At 72.2% G+C, this 17,709-nt stretch carries 16 protein-coding genes and 1 pseudogene; 7 read left to right on the plus strand and 10 right to left on the minus strand.

Annotation, left to right across the window (positions count from 1 at the left end; translation table 11 throughout):
• From AWZ10_RS44430 to AWZ10_RS44440, 3 genes are all read left to right on the plus strand, one after another.
• The coding region (locus AWZ10_RS44430; RefSeq protein WP_482258135.1) for a vWA domain-containing protein at nt 1-269 on the plus strand (269 nt) is incomplete at its 5' end.
• Nucleotides 270-869 carry a cob(I)yrinic acid a,c-diamide adenosyltransferase gene (gene cobO, locus AWZ10_RS44435; protein ID WP_046704523.1) on the plus strand — a complete coding sequence of 200 codons (600 nt, stop codon included), beginning with the start codon at nt 270-272 and terminating at the stop codon, nt 867-869. It begins immediately after the preceding gene.
• Between the two features lie 4 nt (nt 870-873).
• Entirely contained in the window at nt 874-2,247 is a 1,374-nt protein-coding gene (locus tag AWZ10_RS44440) for a cobyrinic acid a,c-diamide synthase CobB (protein WP_173531500.1), read from the plus strand.
• Between the two features lie 44 nt (nt 2,248-2,291).
• Here the strand turns inward: AWZ10_RS44440 and AWZ10_RS44445 are convergent, their stop codons facing one another.
• Nucleotides 2,292-3,020, minus strand: coding sequence for a ZIP family metal transporter (locus AWZ10_RS44445; RefSeq protein WP_046704524.1), 729 nt, complete (start codon nt 3,018-3,020; stop codon nt 2,292-2,294).
• A 181-nt stretch (nt 3,021-3,201) separates the two neighbouring features.
• Here AWZ10_RS44445 and AWZ10_RS54840 point away from each other — a divergent pair.
• The 3 genes and pseudogenes from AWZ10_RS54840 to cobC all read left to right on the plus strand — a co-directional run.
• Nucleotides 3,202-3,620: pseudogene (locus AWZ10_RS54840) on the plus strand (cobalamin biosynthesis protein); the annotation flags it as partial.
• A 204-nt stretch (nt 3,621-3,824) separates the two neighbouring features.
• The gene (locus AWZ10_RS44455) at nt 3,825-4,766 is read left to right on the plus strand and encodes a sirohydrochlorin chelatase (protein ID WP_046704525.1); all 942 of its coding nucleotides are present in this window, start codon (nt 3,825-3,827) and stop codon (nt 4,764-4,766) included.
• On the plus strand, nt 4,756-5,853 hold the full coding sequence (cobC, locus tag AWZ10_RS44460) for an Rv2231c family histidinol phosphate aminotransferase CobC (protein ID WP_046704526.1): 1,098 nt from the start codon (nt 4,756-4,758) through the stop codon (nt 5,851-5,853). The genes AWZ10_RS44455 and cobC overlap by 11 nt, the downstream gene beginning before the upstream one ends.
• Nucleotides 5,854-5,896: 43 nt before the next feature.
• Here the strand turns inward: cobC and AWZ10_RS44465 are convergent, their stop codons facing one another.
• From AWZ10_RS44465 to AWZ10_RS44505, 9 genes are all read right to left on the minus strand, one after another.
• Nucleotides 5,897-7,840: a DUF2264 domain-containing protein gene (locus AWZ10_RS44465; RefSeq protein WP_060894031.1), complete on the minus strand. Its 1,944-nt coding sequence runs from the start codon at nt 7,838-7,840 to the stop codon at nt 5,897-5,899.
• 124 nt (nt 7,841-7,964) lie between these two features.
• Nucleotides 7,965-9,224, minus strand: a complete 1,260-nt coding sequence (locus AWZ10_RS44470; protein WP_244172775.1) for a LacI family DNA-binding transcriptional regulator — start codon at nt 9,222-9,224, stop codon at nt 7,965-7,967.
• A 56-nt stretch (nt 9,225-9,280) separates the two neighbouring features.
• Nucleotides 9,281-10,930, minus strand: a complete 1,650-nt coding sequence (locus AWZ10_RS44475; RefSeq protein ID WP_046704527.1) for an extracellular solute-binding protein — start codon at nt 10,928-10,930, stop codon at nt 9,281-9,283.
• Nucleotides 10,931-10,996: 66 nt separating this feature from the next.
• The gene (locus tag AWZ10_RS44480; RefSeq protein WP_060894032.1) at nt 10,997-11,857 is read right to left on the minus strand and encodes a carbohydrate ABC transporter permease; all 861 of its coding nucleotides are present in this window, start codon (nt 11,855-11,857) and stop codon (nt 10,997-10,999) included.
• Between the two features lie 71 nt (nt 11,858-11,928).
• A complete protein-coding gene (locus tag AWZ10_RS44485) occupies nt 11,929-12,783 on the minus strand; it encodes an ABC transporter permease (protein WP_060894033.1) in 855 nt (284 codons plus the stop codon).
• Between the two features lie 250 nt (nt 12,784-13,033).
• Complete coding sequence (locus AWZ10_RS44490; protein WP_060894039.1) at nt 13,034-14,125, minus strand: amidohydrolase family protein; 1,092 nt, start codon at nt 14,123-14,125, stop codon at nt 13,034-13,036.
• Between the two features lie 104 nt (nt 14,126-14,229).
• A complete protein-coding gene (locus tag AWZ10_RS44495) occupies nt 14,230-15,006 on the minus strand; it encodes an amino acid ABC transporter ATP-binding protein (protein ID WP_060894034.1) in 777 nt (258 codons plus the stop codon).
• A complete protein-coding gene (locus AWZ10_RS44500; protein ID WP_079104704.1) occupies nt 15,003-15,842 on the minus strand; it encodes an amino acid ABC transporter permease in 840 nt (279 codons plus the stop codon). Before AWZ10_RS44500 ends, AWZ10_RS44495 begins: the two co-directional genes overlap by 4 nt.
• On the minus strand, nt 15,839-16,690 hold the full coding sequence (locus tag AWZ10_RS44505; RefSeq protein ID WP_060894036.1) for a transporter substrate-binding domain-containing protein: 852 nt from the start codon (nt 16,688-16,690) through the stop codon (nt 15,839-15,841). The genes AWZ10_RS44500 and AWZ10_RS44505 overlap by 4 nt, the downstream gene beginning before the upstream one ends.
• Before the next feature lie 220 nt (nt 16,691-16,910).
• Between AWZ10_RS44505 and AWZ10_RS44510 the strand changes: the two genes are divergently transcribed.
• On the plus strand, nt 16,911-17,709 hold a 799-nt coding region (locus AWZ10_RS44510), incomplete at its 3' end, for a pyridoxal-phosphate-dependent aminotransferase family protein (RefSeq protein ID WP_060894037.1).

The raw sequence follows: 17,709 nt of genomic DNA on the forward strand, positions 1-17,709 counted from the left end.
TGGTGACCGACGGCCGGGCGACCGGCGGACCGGAACCCGTCGCGCTCGCCGGGCGGGCGGCACGGCTGTTCGCGGCCGAGGGCACCGCCTGCGTGGTCGTCGACTGCGAGTCGGGCCTTGTCCGGCTGGGGCTCGCCGGGCAGCTCGCGGGTGAACTGGGTGGTACGGCGGTGACGTTGGACGAGCTGCGGGCCGACTCCATCGCCGGGCTGGTACGCCACGTGCAGGGAACGCAGGGACCGCAGGGAACTTCGAGGAGGGCCGCGTAGATGCCGCAGGGACAGCCGAGTGTCGTACCCGACGACGGACTGACGACTCGTCAGCGCCGGAATCGTCCACTGGTCTTCGTGCACACGGGCGTGGGCAAGGGCAAGTCCACCGCCGCGTTCGGGCTCGCGCTGCGCGCCTGGAACCAGGGATGGCCGATCGGGGTGTTCCAGTTCGTCAAGTCGGCGAAGTGGAAGGTCGGCGAGGAGAACGCGCTGCGTGTGCTCGGGGCGTCCGGTGAGGGCGGGTCCGTCGACTGGCACAAGATGGGCGAGGGCTGGTCGTGGGTGCAGCGCGACGGGCAGATGGACAACGAGGACAAGGCCCGGGAGGGCTGGGAGCAGGTCAAGCGGGACCTGGCGGCCGAGACGTACAAGCTGTATGTGCTGGACGAGTTCGCGTACCCCCTGCACTGGGGGTGGATCGACACCGATGAGGTGATCGACGTGCTGCGCGACCGGCCGGGGACCCAGCATGTCGTGATCACCGGGCGGAACGCGCCGGAGAAGCTCGTCGACTTCGCGGACCTCGTGACCGACATGTCGAAGGTCAAGCACCCCATGGACGCGGGCCAGAAGGGCCAGCGGGGCATCGAGTGGTGACGCCGTGACCTTCTCGCCCTCCACTCCCCTGCCCTCCGTCCCCCGGCTGGTCGTCGGCGCGCCCTCCTCGCGCAGCGGCAAGACCACCGTGGCCACCGGGCTGATGGCCGCGCTCACCGAGCGTGGGTTCGCCGTGTCCCCGCACAAGGTGGGGCCGGACTACATCGACCCCGGGTACCACGCGCTCGCGAGCGGGCGGGTGGGGCGCAACCTCGACGCGTACCTGTGCGGCCCCGAGCTGGTCGCGCCGCTCTTCGCGCACGGGGCGCGCGGGTGCGACATCGCCGTCGTCGAGGGTGTGATGGGGATGTACGACGGGGCCTCGGGGCAGGGGGAACTGGCGTCCACCGCGCATGTGGCGAAGCTGCTGCGGGCGCCGGTCGTGCTGGTCGTGGACGCGTCGTCGCAGTCGCGGTCGGTGGCGGCGCTGGTGCACGGTTTCGCCTCCTGGGATCCCGAGGTGCGGATGGGGGGCGTGATCCTCAACAAGGTCGCCTCGGACCGGCACGAGGAGTTGCTGCGGGACGCCCTGGAGTCGACCGGTGTGCCCGTGCTGGGCGTGCTGCGGCGGGCACCCCAGGTGGACACGCCGTCCCGGCATCTGGGGCTGGTCCCGGTCGCCGAGCGGCAGGCCGCGGCGGTGGAGGCCGTGGCGGCGATGGCCGCGCAGGTGCGGGCGGGGTGCGATCTGGAGGCGCTGGTCGCGCTCGCCCGGAGCGCGGGGCCGTTGTCGGGTGCGGCCTGGGAGCCGCCCGTCGCCGCCGTCACGGGGAGGCGGGAGGTGGTCGCCGTGGCGGGCGGGCCCGCGTTCACCTTCTCCTATGCCGAGCACGCCGAGCTGCTGACCGCCGCCGGCGCCGAGGTCGTCGTCTTCGACCCCCTGCACGACGAGCAACTGCCCCACGGGGCGAGCGGGTTGGTGATCGGCGGCGGGTTCCCCGAGATGTACGCCGCCGAGCTGTCCGCCAACGAGCCGCTGCGGAAGGCGGTCGCCGAGCTGGCGTTCGGCGGGGCTCCGGTGGCCGCCGAGTGCGCCGGTCTGCTCTATCTGTGCCGGGAGCTGGACGGGCGGCCCATGTGCGGGGTGCTCGACGCCACGGCGCGGATGGACGAGCGGCTGACCCTCGGATACCGGGACGCCGTGGCCGTCGGCGACAGCGTGCTCGCGCCGGCCGGTACCCGGATGCGGGCGCACGAATTCCACCGGACGGTCGTCGAGCCCGGGGCCGGGCCGGCTCCCGCCTGGGGAGTACGGAGTCCTCGGCCCCGGGTCGAGGGGTTCGTGCAGCAAGGGGTGCACGCGAGTTATCTGCACACGCACTGGGCGGCCGAGCCCGGTGTCGCCCGGCGGTTCGTGGAGAGATGCCGGACCTCATGAGCGGCGGCCCGGCCGGAGCAGCGCCCGGCTTCGAGCCCTCCCGTTCACTCCGCGACACCCACCACCAGCCAGATGAAGGCCGCCCCGGCGATCGTGCACAGCACGGTGGAGCGGGCCGGGTGTTCGTGGTGGGCCTCGGGGAGGATCTCGGCGGCGGCGAGGTAGAGCAGCGCGCCGCCGAAGAAGCCGAGGTAGCAGCCGAGGGGGCCCTCCGGGATCGTGAACAGCAGGGTGGAGGCGGCTCCCACCACCGGGGCCGCCGCGTCCGCGAGCAGCATCGCGAGCGCGCGGCGGCGGGCGTTGCCGTACAGGCTCGTCAGCGTGTACGTGTTGAAGCCGTCCGCGAAGTCGTGGGCGATCACCGCGAGCGCGACCGCGATGCCCATGCCGTCGCCGATCTGGAAGGCCGCGCCGATCGCGACGCCGTCCATGGCGCTGTGCCCGACCATCGCGGCGGCGGCCGTCAGGCCCACCTGGGGTGTACGGCCGTTGTGCTCCTTCGCCCCGTGCGCCGCCTGGCGTACGGCCAGCAGGCGTTCCACCAGGTGGGCCAGGAGAAATCCGGCGACGAACAGCAGCAGCGCGGCCGGTACGCCGAAGACCTCGTCGCCGGCTGCCCGAAGTGCCTCGGGGAGCAGGTCGAGGCCGACCACGCCCAGCATCAGGCCGCCGGCCAGGCCCAGCACCAGGTGACGGCGGTCCGTCACCCGTTGTGCCGTCCAGCCGCCGACCAGCGTCATCAGGAACGCGCCGAGTGCCACGAAGACCGCCATGCGTCTTTGCTACCGGAAGAGCCGGGCCTCTCGGCTGCGGCGCCCCGGGCGGGTGCGCAGCGGGAGGGCCGGGTTTCGGCCGCGGGTCGGTCGTGGCCGCTCACGCGCACGCGGCGGAGCCGCCCGTGTCACAGCCCCGCGCCCCTGCCGGGGCGCGGCCGTGGCTGACCATGTGCTCGGCTCGCTCGTCGTGGGTGTGGGCGCCTCCAGGGGCGCGTCCGTGGGGGAGATCCTCCGTCTGATCGAGGGCGCCCTGCGGGACGCCGGTCTCGCGCGCGAGTCGGTCGCAGCGCTCGCCACCGTCGACACCAAGGCCGATGAATCCGGCATCGTCCACGCCGCCGAACGTCTCGGCGTTCCCCTGGTGGCCTACTCCGCAGAGGAGTTGGCCACGGTGCAGGTGCCGAACCCCTCCGACGCGCCCCTCGCCGCCATCGGCACCCCGTCCGTCGCGGAGGCCGCCGCGCTCGTGAGCGGGGGCGAACTCCTCGTCCCCAAGCGGAAGTCGGAGCCGGCGGACGGGCGGCCGGCGAGGGTGACCTGTGCCGTCGCGTCGGCCGGTGCGGTGCGGGACGCCTCGCTGCCGCACGGGTCGAGCCGGCCGACGAACCCTGCCGTCGCCGGATCCGGCGCCGGTCGGCATGATGATCGTCGTGACGGTGACCGTGACCTTGGCGGTGGCCCCGAGAGACACGACGACGGTGGCTGCCACCGATCGGGCGTGACCACGACCCCGCACCACCCGCGATCCACCCCCCTTCCGCATCCGCACCCAGCTTCCGCTTCCGCTTCCGAGGAGACATCGTGACCACCCCGCCGCCCGCCCTGCTCGTCGCCGGTCATGGCACCCAGGACGAGGCCGGAGCCGAGGCGTTCCGTGACTTACTGCACGAGCTGGGGCGCCGGCACCCCGGGCTGCCCGTCGCGGGAGGCTTCGTCGAACCGTCCCGGCCGTCGCTGGGCAAGGCCGTGGACGAGCTGACGGAGCGGGGGGTACGGCGGTTCGCCGTGGTCCCGCTGACGTCGGAGCCCACCGGTCGGGCCGAGAGGGACGTGACGGCGGCGCTGGCCCTCGCGCGGGAGCGGCACCCGGGGATCTCGTACACCCGCGGCCGTCCGCCGGGCCCGCACCCTGCGCTGCTGAACCTCCTGGAGCGGCGGACGGAGGAGGCCCTGGGGGCGTCCTCGCCGCGCATGCCGGGCGACCGGGCCGATGTGACGGTGCTGCTCGTCGGGCACGGGTCCACCGACCCCGGGGCCAACGCCGAGGTGCACCGGGCGGCCCGGCTGCTGTGGGAGGGGCGCGGGTACGCGGGCGTGGAGACGGCGTTCGTGTCGCTGGCGGCGCCGGACGTGCCGAGCGGTCTCGACCGGTGCGTGAAGCTGGGCGCGCGGCGGATCGTCGTGCTGCCGTACTTCCCGCTCCCGGGCGGGCCGGCGGACCGGGTGCGGCAGCAGACCGAGGGCTGGGCTGCCGCTCGTCCGGAGATCGGGGTACGGTCGGCCGATGTCATCGGACCGGAGCCGGAGCTGCTCGATCTGGTCGTGGAGCGGTACCGGGAGGCGCTGGAGGGCGATCCGCACATGAACCGCGTCTCGCACGACTCCTCCCCCCACGGCGGCACCCCGCCCGGCGTCGAGAACGCCACCGGACTGCCACGACAGCCGCGCGTCCATCCGGACGACGACGGGCACCAGGGCCACGATCACCACCACTGGGGACACGCGCACTCCCATGCACACTGAATCCGACTCCGGGAGCGGGCACGACCTGCGGCACACGGGTCACGACCTGCGGCATCACGGCGACGCCGAGGTACGGGACGACGGGGCCAGGCTCATCGATCTCGCCGTGAACGTCCGGGCCGGCACCCCGCCCGCCTGGCTGCGGGAGCGGATAGCCGGGTCGCTGGCCGGGCTGGCCTCCTACCCCGACGGGCGGGCCGCCCGGGAGGCGGTGGCGGCCCGGCACGGGCTGCCGACGGACCGGGTGCTGCTCACTGCGGGAGCCGCCGAGGCCTTCGTGCTGCTGGCCCGTGCCCTGAAGGTCCGGCACCCCGTGGTCGTGCACCCGCAGTTCACGGAACCGGAGGCCGCGCTGCGGGACGCCGGGCACACCGTGGACCGGGTGCTGCTGCGGGAGTCGGACGGCTTCCGGCTGGACCCGGCGGCCGTGCCTCGGGACGCGGACCTGGTCGTCATCGGCAACCCGACCAACCCGACGTCGGTGCTGCACCCGGCGGCGTCCATCGCCCGACTGGCCCGGCCGGGGCGGACGTTGGTGGTCGACGAGGCGTTCATGGACGCGGTGCCCGGTGAGCGTGAGGCGCTGGCCGGCCGGACGGACGTGCCCGGCCTCGTCGTCCTGCGCAGCCTCACCAAGACCTGGGGGCTGGCCGGCCTGCGGATCGGCTACGTCCTCGCCGACCCGGGGACGATCACCGAACTGGAGCGCGCCCAGCCCCTGTGGCCGGTGTCGACGCCCGCCCTCGCGGCGGCCGAGGCGTGTGTGTCGGACCGGGCGCTGGCGGAGGCGGCCGAAGCGGCCGGCCGGATCACCGCAGACCGGGCCCATCTGGTCGCCGGGCTGCAGGAGTTCGCCCCCGACGGCCTCGTCGTGGCCGAGCCCGCCGAGGGCCCGTTCGTCCTGGTCCGGCTGCCCCGCGCGACCGCCGTACGACGCCATCTGCGCAGCCTCGGCTTCGCCGTACGCCGCGGTGACACCTTCCCGGGGCTGGACGAGGACTGGCTGCGTCTGGCGGTCCGCGACCGGGTCACGGTCAACGGTTTCCTCCAGGCGCTGGACCGGGCGATGACGCTGGCGGACCACTGAGCAAAGGGCTCGACGGCCGGCCTGCGGAGGTGCGCCGCGATGGTCACTTCGGCCCCTGCCCCTGAGGGAGCGGCAGCGACCGAATCCCGTACGGCAGTTCGCTCCGGCAGACCCGTTCCCGGGTGCCGTCCGGGAAGCGGATGTTCACGTCTCCGTCGGCGTCGACCGTCGCGCTCGCCCCGGTGTGCGGGGCGCGCGGGTCACCGCTGAGCAGGACGAGGGTCACCAGGACCGTTCCGCTCCGGCCGGCCCCTTGCGGTGCTTCGAGTACGGGTGTCGCCGAGTGGTGCCCGTACGCGTTCGCGCCGACGGCCCGTACGACGGCTCCGGGCCCGTCGCCCCAGCCGTACAGACCCACGATGGCGCTGGTCAGACCGTCCGCGCGGCGGGCCAGCGCCCAGCCCGGCCCCGACTCCCCCGTGGGCGGCGTGGTGTCGTCGGCCACGGCCCAGCCCCCTTCCCGTACGGGCGTGCCGACCGGGGTCTCGACGCGGTGCACCCTCACCTCCCAGGGGCCGTGCACCACACTGACCGTTTCGATGGCGTCGCCGTACCGGGACGCGGCGCGGCGGCCCTCGGCGCCCAAGGGGTGGATGCGGCCTCGGGGGGAGGGCGTGCCGTCGCGGGCGAGCAGGGCGAGGTGGTTGTCGGGGCCGGCCTGTGGGGTGTTCGGGGTCTCCGGTGCCGTGGCGCTGGAGTAGGCGAGCCGGGCGTAGTGCGGGCTGTCGTCGGCGGTGGCGGGCGGGGGCGGCAGCCGGTCGCTGCCGTGGTTGACGAGGCGTACGAGCCCGTCGGCGGCGGTGGAGTGCAGCAGCCAGCCGGGGCCGGGCAGGGCGAGCGTGGTGTCGGCCGTGTCGATGGGTGCGGGCTCCTCCGGCGCGCTCCACACGGGGTGGCTCTCGGGCAGGAGGAGCCCGAGGAAGGCCTTGCTCGCCCAGTACGGGGAGGCGGGGCCCGAGTAGCGCTGGGTGACGGGGAGGAAGGGCCGGTACCAGCCGAGCGTGAGCAGGCCCCGCTCGTCGGGCACGCCCCGCTCCGCGAAGTGCTTCAGGGCACCGGAGGCGAGCCTGCGGGTGCGGCCGGGCGGCAGGGGCGTGGCGTCGGCGAGGGCGCCCGCCCACAGCGGGGCGGCGGTCGCGAAACGGTAGGTGAGTGAGCGGCCCTGGTGTACGGGTGCCCCGTCGGCGCCGAAGAAGTGCTGGTGGGCGGCGAGGAACTCACGCAGCCGCCCGCGATGCCGGGCCACCAGCCCCGCGTCCGCCCGGGGGCCCGCGATCCGCGCCCACAGCACCGGATACAGGTGCAGCGCCCAGCCGTTGTAGTAGTCGAACTTCCGTCCGTCCCCGTCCGTGTACCAGCCGTCGCCCCGGTACCAGTCCTCCAGCCGGGCGAGCCCTGCGTCGATCTCGGCGCGGCTGTGCGGGGCGCCGACCGAGGCGAGGAACTCCTCGGTGATCACCTGGAAGAGCCGCCAGTTGGAGTCGTTGACGTCGGCTCCGACGAACCCGCCCAGCCAGTCGACGATCCGCCCGCGTACGGCGTCATCGAGGTGGTCCCACAGCCACGGGCGGGTCTCGTGCAGGGCGATCGCCATCGACGCGGCCTCCACCATGGGCTGAGCCCGGTCGGTGATCGCCGGCCACCGCTCGGCGCCGCCGCGCGGATCGGTCCCGGCGGCGAGCCCGGCCGCGTACCGCTCGATCAGGGCCGGGGCGACCCGTCCGCCCGAGCCCGCGATCCGGAAGGCCGCCAGCAGGAAGGAGCGGGCGAACCCCTCCAGTCCGTCGGACAGGGGCCCGGAGTGGCTGGCCCGCCCAGGCAGCCGGTACTGGGCCAGCCCCGGCGACGCGTACGGCACCAGCCCGTCGAGCAGCCGATCGGCGACGGTTTCCCAGTGGGCGCGGGTCCAGCCGGTGAGGGGGGAGAGGAGGAGATCGGTGGGCGGGAGCGTCGAGTGATCGGCGGGCGACACGTGCGGCGCGGTCATTCGGGGGTGAATCCTCCGTGAGTTGTGGACAGGGGCAGGGGTGGCGCGCCCATCAGGAGCGGGTGCGGCGCGCCCCCTCAGGGGCGCGGGGAACTGCGCGACCAGCCACACACGACCCGCACCATCACGACGGCCGCCGCGGAGCAGCGACACTGCGCCGCAGGACGATGTGCGTGCCCAGGAGGTGATGGCTCCCAGCCCCCCGCTCCGGATCCCGCAGAGCGATCCGCACAGCCGCCCGCCCCAACTCCTCCGCGGGGGTACGCACCGTGGTGAGCGGCGGATTGAAGTCCTCGGCCAGCGGAATGTCGTTGTACCCGACCACCGAGATGTCATCGGGAACGCTCAGCCCCCTGTCGGCGATCGCGCGGAGCACCCCTGCGGCGACCATGTCGTCCCCCGCGAACACGGCCGTGAACTCGCGTGTCTCCTTGAGCAGTTCGGTCATCGCACGCAGTCCGGCAGGGCGCCCGAGTCCGCAGTCCACGACCCGCGCGGCCTCGGGCGGCAGCCCGTGCTCCGCCAGCGCGGCCCGGTACCCCGCGACGCGGGCGTCGAGCGCCGTGTTCCCGGGCAGTCCGCCGAGGAAGGCGATCCGGCGGTGCCCGGCCGACAGCAGATGCCCGGTGATCGCCCGCGCCCCCGCCTCGTTGTCGAACTCGACGACCAGCGCCGGGATCCCGGGATCGGGGGCCGGCCGCCCGCACAGCACGAGCCGGGCCCCGGAGGAGTCCAGTGCCTGCGCGTACTGGGCCACGCGCGAGCGGTACGCGTCGTCCTCGACGACCCCGCCCACCAGGATCACCAGCCGCGCCCCCTCCTCCCGCATGAGCCGCACGAACTCCATCTCGCGCTGCGGGTCTCCCCCGGTCGCACCGACCACGCACAGCCAGCCCCGGTCGGCGGCCTCCGCCTCCACGCCCTCGGCGACCTGGGCGTAGAAGGGGCTGGTGACCTGGCGGACGACGACGGCGGCCATCTTGCGGCCGCCGCCGACCAGGGCGCGGGCGTGCGCGTTGGCGACGTAGTCGAGCTCGCGGGCCGCGCGCAGGACGCGGGCCCGGGCGGCGGCAGGCACGGGATGGTTGCCGCTGAGTGCGCGGGAGGTGGTGGCCGTCGACACCCCGGCCCGTTCGGCGACCTCCCGGATCGTGATCCGCCCCTTGGACACCGGGTCCTTGGCGGCCGGTGCCCTGGAGACCGGTTCCCTGGAGACCGGATCCTCCGACACCGACTCCCCCGACGCCGGCGCCCCGGGCACCGGCGTCCTGGGCATCAGCGGGTCGGGCATCAGCGGGTCGGGCACGGGTGTCCCCGGCACCGACGACCCGAGCACCAGCCCCTCGGGCATCGGCTCCGTGGGCTCCGTCTGCTTGGGTGCCATGTCGTTCCCCATCCCCCGCGTCTCCTGTTCCGCCGCTGCCGGCCGCCGGCCGCTGTTCACGTATTGGCCGCGTGGTCCTTCGCGAACTCCTCGGCCATTCTGTCGCCGCCCCGCTGCCGCCACTTCTTCACGGTCGCGTCCCATTCGGACATCGGCAGGCGACCGGCGACGATGCCGGTGATCGTGTCCTCGACGAGGGCCTTGAGGGTGGTCCCCTGGGAGTTCTTCGTGGCGGACTGGAGGCCGAAGGAGGCGTTGCGGATGGCGTGCGGCACGACCTTCCGCTGCCAGGTGTGCAGGGCCCGTACGGCGTCCGGCATGCCCGGTACGAACAGCACCTGCGGGCCCTCGGCGAGGTACTTCAGCGGCAGGTTGGTGTTGTTCTCGACCTCACCGAGCTTGGTGACCTGCGGGGAGCCGTCCGCGGCACGCGTGAAGTGGGTGCCTTCGACGCCGTAGTGGACGAGTTCCCACTCCTCGCTGCCGAAGGGGGCGGCGAGCAGGTCGAGGATGCGCAGCAGCAGCTCGATCCGTTCCTTCTTCGCCTTCTTGAGGACGGTGTAGCCGAAGGAGCGGCGGGCGGCGACGACTCCGCCGGGCTCACCGCCGACGCTGTACGGAAGGGCCGCCGCCGGGGTCAACTTGCCCTTGGTCTCCCGGTACTTGGGGAGGTACGCGCCGAAGCCGTCCTGCATGGAGCCGACCGTGCCGTTGTAGTAGAGCGTGGTCAGGTCGATCTGCGAGACGGACGTGGCGTCGGGGTGGTACGAGCCGTCCTCGCGCAGGCGTGCCTGGAAGGCGAGGGCCGCCTTGAAGCGCTCGTCGGCCAGGGCGGGCTCGAAGGTGCCGCCCTTGGTGACGGCCCATTCCAGGGGCGAGTTGTGGGCGGCGGCGTGGACGGCGTTGCCGAAGAGGGAGCCGGTGGCCGCGCCGAGGGCGTAGGTGCGGCCGCCGGTGGCCCGCTTGGCGACGGCGGCGAAGTCGTCGGCGGTCCAGCCCTCCTTCATGCCCGCGTCGGTGAACATGCCCTGGTTGAGCCAGAGCGTGGAACCCGGCAGGGGGCGCTCCAGCGGGATGCCGTAGAGGAGGCCACCGATGCGGCCCATGTCGCGCCAGGCGTGGGTGGGGATGTTCGCGAGGTTCGGGTAGTCGGCGATCGCGTCGCCGGAGAGGTACGGCGTGAGGTCCTCGGCGCGGCGCCGGACGAACTCGGCCTCGCGGGGCAGGACGAAGCCGGAGAAGACGTTGATGATGTCGGGCAGGGTGTCGGCGTCACCCGCCATCACCGTCGCCATCTTCTTCTGGTAGTCGGCCTGGGGGACGATCGTGTACTCGATCTTCACCCCGAGGGCCTTCTCGACCGCCGCCCAGAACCGGTTGGCGGAGGCGGACTTCGGCGGCGTGCCGAACGACACGGACATGACCCGGACCGTGGAGCCGTCGCCCGGGGTGCGGGAGACGGACTTGGACAGCTCGGCGGGGTAGGCCGTGTAGCCGGCCTGGACACCGGCCTCGGTGGGCGCGAGGTCCGGTTTCGGGCCGCGCGCGGGGGTGTACGTCGGCCAGGGCGCGAGCTTCTTGCCCGCGTTGGAGACGTCACTGTCGCCGGAGCTCGTGGAGCAGGCGGCCAGCAGGGCGGGGGCGGCGGCTGCGGCGCCACCGACGGCCACGGAGCGGAGCAACGAACGGCGGGACATGCTGGGCATGGGCGGAGGACCTTTCCGTGCACGGCTCTTGATGGAGTGTCGGGTCTCGGTTCTGTTGCTCTGGGGTCAGCTCTTGATGGCGCCGGTGAGCACGCCCTTCGTGAAGTACTTCTGCAGGAACGGATAGACGAGCAGGATCGGTACGGTGGCGATGACCAGCACCGCCATCTGTACGGTCTGCGGCGCGGTGACGGTGCCCTCGCCGGTCGTCGCGTCGGTGAGGCCGGAGCCGGCCACCACGTAGGTGCGCAGGACCTGTTGGAGGGGCCAGTGGTCGCTCTCCAGGTACAGCGAGGCGTAGAACCAGGAGTTCCAGTACGCCACCGCGTAGAACAGTCCGACGACGGCGAGCGCGGCCTTGGACAGTGGCAGGACGACCGAGAACAGCACCCGCCAGTCCCCCGCCCCGTCGAGCCGCGCGGCCTCGTACAGCTCCTCGGGGATGCCCTGGAAGAAGCCGCGCAGGACCACGAGGTTGAAGACGTTCACGAGGACGGGCAGCACGAGCGAGGCGTAACTGTCCAGCAGACCCAGCTCCTTGACCAGCAGGAAGCTCGGGATCATGCCGGGCGGGAAGAGGAAGGTGAACAGGATCAGCAGCAGCACCGGCCGGCCGCCGAAGACGCCGGGGCGGGAGAGCGCGTAGGCGAGGGTGACCGTGCAGGCGAGGCTGAGCAGGGTGCCGACGAGCGTGACGCCGGCGCTGACGCCGAGGGCGTGGGTGACGATGCCGCCGTCGAGGATGTCGCGGTACGCGTCGAGGCTGGGCTCGGTCGGCCACAGTACCCAGCCGCCGCCCGCCACCACCTCGTCGGTGGAGGCGAGGGACGTCGACACGATCACCAGGAACGGCACGCACACCAGGAGGACGACGACGGCGAGGGCGACGGCCTTGGCGGCCTGGGTCACCGGCTTCGGCTTCTCCATCCAGCCGGGCCGGACGGCGGTACGGGGGGTCCCGCGACCAGCGGTCCGGGTGCTGGTGCTGGTGCGGGCGCTCACTTGTAGACCCCTTGTTCGCCGAGGCGGTGGGCGACCTTGTTGGCGGCGTAGACGAGCAGCGCGCCGATGACGCCCTTGAACAGGCCCGCGGCGGCGGCGAATCCGTAGTCGCCGCCGACGATGCCCTGGTAGTAGACGAAGGTGTCGATGATCTCGGCGGCCTCCGGGCCGACCGCGTCGCGCTGGAGCAGCATCTGCTCGAAGCCGACGGAGAGGATCTCACCGAGCCGCATGATGAGCAGCAGCACGACCACCGGGCGGATGGCGGGCAGCGTGACGTGCCAGAAGCGGCGCCAGGGGCCTGCCCCGTCGATCGCGGCGGCCTCGTACTGCTGTTCGTCGACCTGCGCGAGGGCGGCCAGGAAGATGATCGTGCCCCAGCCGGCGTCCTTCCAGATGACCTGGGCGACGGTGAGCGACCGGAACGCGTCCGGGTCGCCGATGATGTCGACGGTACTCAGACCCATGCCGTCCAGCGAGGAGTTGAGCAGTCCGGTGTCGCCGAGCACCTGCTGGAAGAGGGCGACGACGATCACCCATGAGATGAAGTGCGGCAGATACGCGACCGACTGCACGAAGCGGCGGATGCTGCTCCGGGTGAGGCTGTGCAGCAGCAGGGCGAGGGCGAGCGGTACCGGGAAGTAGAAGACGAGCTGGAGGACGGCGATCCAGACCGTGTTGAGGACGGCCGCCCAGAACGCCTCGTCCGCGAACATCCGCTGGAAGTTGCCCGTGCCGACCCAGGGGCTGGCCCAGATGCCGTCGAACGGCACGTACTCCTTGAACGCGATGAGGTTGCCGGCCAGGGCGCCGTAGTGGAACAGCAGGAAGTAGCCGAGGCCGGGGAGCATGAGCAGGACGAGTGCGCGGGAGCTCCGGATCCGGCCCTTGCTCTGAAAACCTTTTCGTCGCGGTAACGGCTCGTCCGTCCGACGGCTCGCCGACCCGACCTCCTCTGCACCTGCGCGTTCCCGTAGTACAGCGGCCACGGGTCCCCCTCACATCTCGAAGTCGGAGTGAGGGGAAGTTAAAACGTTTTCAGTGCGCGGTCAACAGTCCTGACACACAACGTGAGTTGGGACTCGACCGTCCGCGGGCGGCCTAGCCGACGACCCGCCCGTTCAGCACCACCCTCGACGGGGCCGCCAGCACGCGGACGTCCGTGCGGGGGTCCTGTGCGTAGACCACCAGGTCGGCGGGGGCGCCCTCGGTCAGGCCGGGGCGGGCCAGCCAGTCGCGGGCGGCCCAGGTGGTGGCCGAGAGCGCCTCGACGGGCGGGATTCCGGCGGTGACCAGTTCCGCGACCTCGGCGGCGACCAGGCCGTGGGCGAGGGAGCCGCCGGCGTCGGTGCCGACGTACACCGGGATGCCGGCGTCGTAGGCGTTGCGGACGGTGTCGTAGCGGCGTTCGTGGAGACGGCGCATGTGCGCGGACCAGCGCGGGAACTTGGCCTCGCCGCCGGCCGCCATGGACGGGAACGTGGCGATGTTGACGAGTGTGGGGACGATGGCGACCCCGCGGGCGGCGAAGAGCGGGATCAGGTCCTCGGTCAGTCCCGTCGCGTGCTCGACGCAGTCGATGCCCGCCTCGACGAGGTCCCGCAGGGAGTCCTCCGCGAAGCAGTGGGCGGTGACGCGGGCGCCCAGCACGTGTGCCTCCGCGATGGCCGCCTCGACGGCCTCCCGGGGCCAGCACGCGGTCAGGTCCCCGACGCCCCGGTCGATCCAGTCCCCCACCAGCTTCACCCAGCCGTCACCGCGCCGGGCCTCCTGGGCGACGTACGCGACGAGCTCCTCCGGCTCGATCTCATGGGCGAAGTTCCGGATGTAGCGGCGGGTGCGGGCGATGTGGCGGCCGGCCCGGATGATCTTCGGGAGGTCGTCGCGGTCGTCGATCCAGCGGGTGTCGGAGGGGGACCCCGCGTCGCGGATCAGCAGTGTGCCGGCCTCGCGGTCGGTCAGCGCCTGCTTCTCGGCGATGTCCTCCGGTACGGGCCCGTGCGGACCCAGGCCCACGTGGCAGTGCGCGTCGACCAGGCCGGGCAGCACCCAGCCCTCGACGGTACGGACGTCCTGGGCGCCGAGCGGACGGTCGTAGGAGATGCGTCCGTCCACGACCCAGAGTTCGTCGCGGACGTCCTCCGCGCCGACGAGGATCCGTCCCTTGACGTGCAGAACAGCTTGATCGCTCATGTACCGCACGATAAGGCTCCCCCGGGGCACGATGTCGACCCCGGGTCCGTCGTGGCCGGCCGCACCCACGCGGCGGAGCCGCACATGTCACAGCCCCGCGCCCCTCACGGGGCGCTGTCGTCCTCCTCGACGTTCGCCATCGCCGGGTCCAGCAGACGCGACAGGAAGTGGCGGGTTCGCTCGTGGCTCGGATTGGTGATGACCTGGTTCGGGGTGCCGTCCTCGACGACGACCCCGCCGTCCATGAAGACCACCCTGTCGGCGACCTCCCTCGCGAACGTCATCTCGTGCGTCACGACCATCATCGTCATGCCCTCCTGGGCGAGCATGCGCATCACCGCCAGGACATCCCCCACCAACTCCGGGTCCAGCGCCGACGTCGGCTCGTCGAACAGCATCACCTCGGGGCCCATCGACAGCGAGCGGGCGATCGCGACCCGCTGCTGCTGACCGCCGGAGAGGGAGGCGGGGTAGGCGTTCGCCTTCTCGGTCAGGCCCACGCGCTCCAGGTTCTCGGCGGCCACCTTCGCCGCCTCCGCCTTGCCGCGCCTGAGCACCCTGCGCTGCGGCAGCGTGAGGTTCTCGGTCACCGTGAGGTGCGGGAAGAGGTTGAACTGCTGGAAGACCATGCCGATGCGACGGCGTACGGCGTCGATGTCGACATCGGGGTCGGTGAGTTCGGTGCCGCCGACGAAGACCTGGCCACTGGTGGGCTCCTCCAGGAGGTTCACACACCTGAGCAGGGTCGACTTGCCCGATCCCGACGGGCCGATCACGCACACGACCTCGCCCCGGCCGATCTCCAGGTCGATTCCCTTGAGGACCTCGTTGTCGCCGAACGACTTGTGCAGAGCGCGTACTTGAATCTCGGGCCGGGTCATTTCACGGCCTCCTGGGCCTTCGCCTCCATACGGCGCACGACGAAGCCGAGCGGGATGGTCACCAGCAGGTAGCACAGGCCGGCGACCAGGATCGGCGTGGAGTTGGCGGTGGTGCTGGCCAGGTCGCGGCCGTACTTGGACAGTTCCCGCTCCTCCAGCGTGACGCCGAGGAACAGGACGAGCGAGGAGTCCTTGAAGAGGAGGACCAGTTCGTTGGTGAGCGGCGGCAGGATGATCCGGAACGCCTGGGGAATGATGATCGAGACCATCGCGCGCGCGGGTGAGAAGCCCAGCGAACGGGCCGCCTCCAACTGCCCCTTGGGGACCGCCTGGATGCCCGCGCGAATCGTCTCCGCCATGTACGCGGCGGCCACCAGACCGAGCGCGAGGGCCACCTTGCCGTACGTGCCGCCGGGGATCTCCGTGCCGGGGAAGGCCAGCGGCACGGCGACGCCGATGAAGATGAAGATCAGCAGGGCGGGCAGGCCCCGGAAGATCTCGATGTACACACCGGCGAACCAGCGGTACGGGCCCACCGACGACAGCCGCATCAGCGCGATGACCATGCCGAGGACGAGTCCGAAGACGAAGCCGGACAGCGTGTACAGCACGGTGTTCTTCAGCGCGAGCGTGATGACGTCGGGGAACATCTGCTCGGCGATGTCCCACTGGGCGAACTGGTTCTTCAGCCGGGCCCAGTCGGCCGACACCGCGAAGGCGACGACGGCCGCGACGAACACCAGGTACTGCGCGCCCCGGGAGAGGGTGCGCTTCCGGCTCCGGCTCAGCCCCTTCCTCTTCGGCTGGAGCGGTGCCTGCGTGCCGGACACGCTCATGAGGCGGACGGGGAGGCGGAGGCGGCGCTCTCGTCGTACGGGCCGATCCACTGCTCGTACAGCTTCTTGTACGTGCCGTCGGACTTCGCGTCCGCCAGCGCCTTGTTGATGGCGGCGAGCAGCTTGGTGTTGCCCTTCTTCACCGTGATGCCGTACTCCTCACCGGTGTTGACCTGCTCGGCCACCGCGTAGGCGTCGGCGAGATCGGCGTTCTTCAGCCAGCCCTGGACGACCGGGTAGTCGATGACGACGGCGTCGACCTGGCCGGCGCGCAGTCCGTTGAGGACGGCGTCGGAGGACTCGAAGGAGACCGGGTCGAGCCCCTGGCTCTTGGCGTAGTCCTCGCCGGTCGTCTGCGCCTGGGTACCGACCTTCTTCCCCTTCAGGTCGGCGAAGGAGCGGATGTCCGTCTTCTTGGCGGCGAGGACGGCCTGGGTGGCCTCGAAGTACGGGTCGGAGAAGTCCACGTTCTTCTTGCGCTCGTCGGTGATCGTCATACCGGCCGCGGCGAGGTCGCACTCGCCGGAGTTCAGGAAGGCACCCGTCTTGAAGTTCTCGAACGGGGTATCGATGATCTTCTGCTGCACGCCCAGGTCCTCGGCGACGAGGTCGATCAGGGACACGTCGAAGCCCTGCTCCTTGCCGTCGATCTCCGACTGGAACGGCGGGTACGGAAGGTGGGTGCAGGTCGTGAGCTGACCGGCCTTCACCAGTTCGACCCCGCCGACCGCGGTCTTGGTGCCTGAGCCGCTGTCGCCGTCCGAGGAACAGCCGGCGACGAGCAGCAGCCCGGCCGTCGCGGTGGTGGCGGCAAGCAAGCGGGTCCGGCGTCCGAGGACCGAGTTCACGGGGAGACCTCCTGTGAGGGAACGGGGGGTGGGGGAACTGATGAAGCACAGATGGGGCAGAGACATCCGATTATAAGGAGATGTTTGACTCTCTCAAACCAATCCGATGGTCACCGAGCCGATCGACCTCGGAAGTCACCGGCCGGAGGGGCCCGAAGCACACTGCTCACGCTCGACCTACCCTCGACACCATCTACCCCGTGAGCGAAGAGAGCACCCCGTGACACACCCGTTTCTGGATCTGGCCCCGCTGAGCGCGGCGCACTTCGCGTCGATCGAGGACCGGGTGGCCCGGCTGCTCTCCACCACGCAGGACGTCGTGATCACCCAGGGCGAGGCGCTGCTGCCGCTGGAGGGCGCGATCCGCGGGGCCGCCGGGCCCGGCACGACCGCGCTGAACGTGATCACCGGCCCGTACGGGCAGACCTTCGGGGACTGGCTCAGGGACTGCGGGGCGACCGTGATCGACCTGGCCGTCCCCTTCCACACGGCGGTCACGGCCGCGCGGATCCGGGACGCCTTCGCCGAGCACCCGGCGATCGACTTCGTGTCGCTGGTCCACGCGGAGGCGGCGACCGGCAACACCAACCCGGTGGCGGAGATCGGCGAGATCGTCCGCGAGCACGGCGCCCTCTTCCACCTGGACGCGGTCGCCTCCGTCGGCGCCGAGCCGGTGCTGCCGGACGCGTGGGGTGTCGACCTGTGCGTCATCGGGGCGCAGAAGGCCATGGGCGGGCCGGCCGGGGTGTCGGCGATCTCCGTGAGCGAGCGGGCGTGGGCACGGATGGCCGCCAACCCGCAGGCCCCGCGCCGCTCGTACCTCTCCCTCCTGGACTGGAAGGAGCGCTGGATCGACGGCGGCCGCCGCGCGCTTCTCCACGCGCCCGCCCAGCTGGAGATGCTCGCCCTGGAGGCCTGCCTGGAGCGCATCGAGGCTGAGGGGCTCGACGCGGTGATGTCCCGGCACGCGTCCGCCGCCGCGGCGACCCGGGCGGGGGCGCTCGCGCTGGGCGGAGGCC

Source organism: Streptomyces europaeiscabiei, from assembly GCF_001550375.1.
GTDB lineage: Bacteria > Actinomycetota > Actinomycetes > Streptomycetales > Streptomycetaceae > Streptomyces > Streptomyces europaeiscabiei.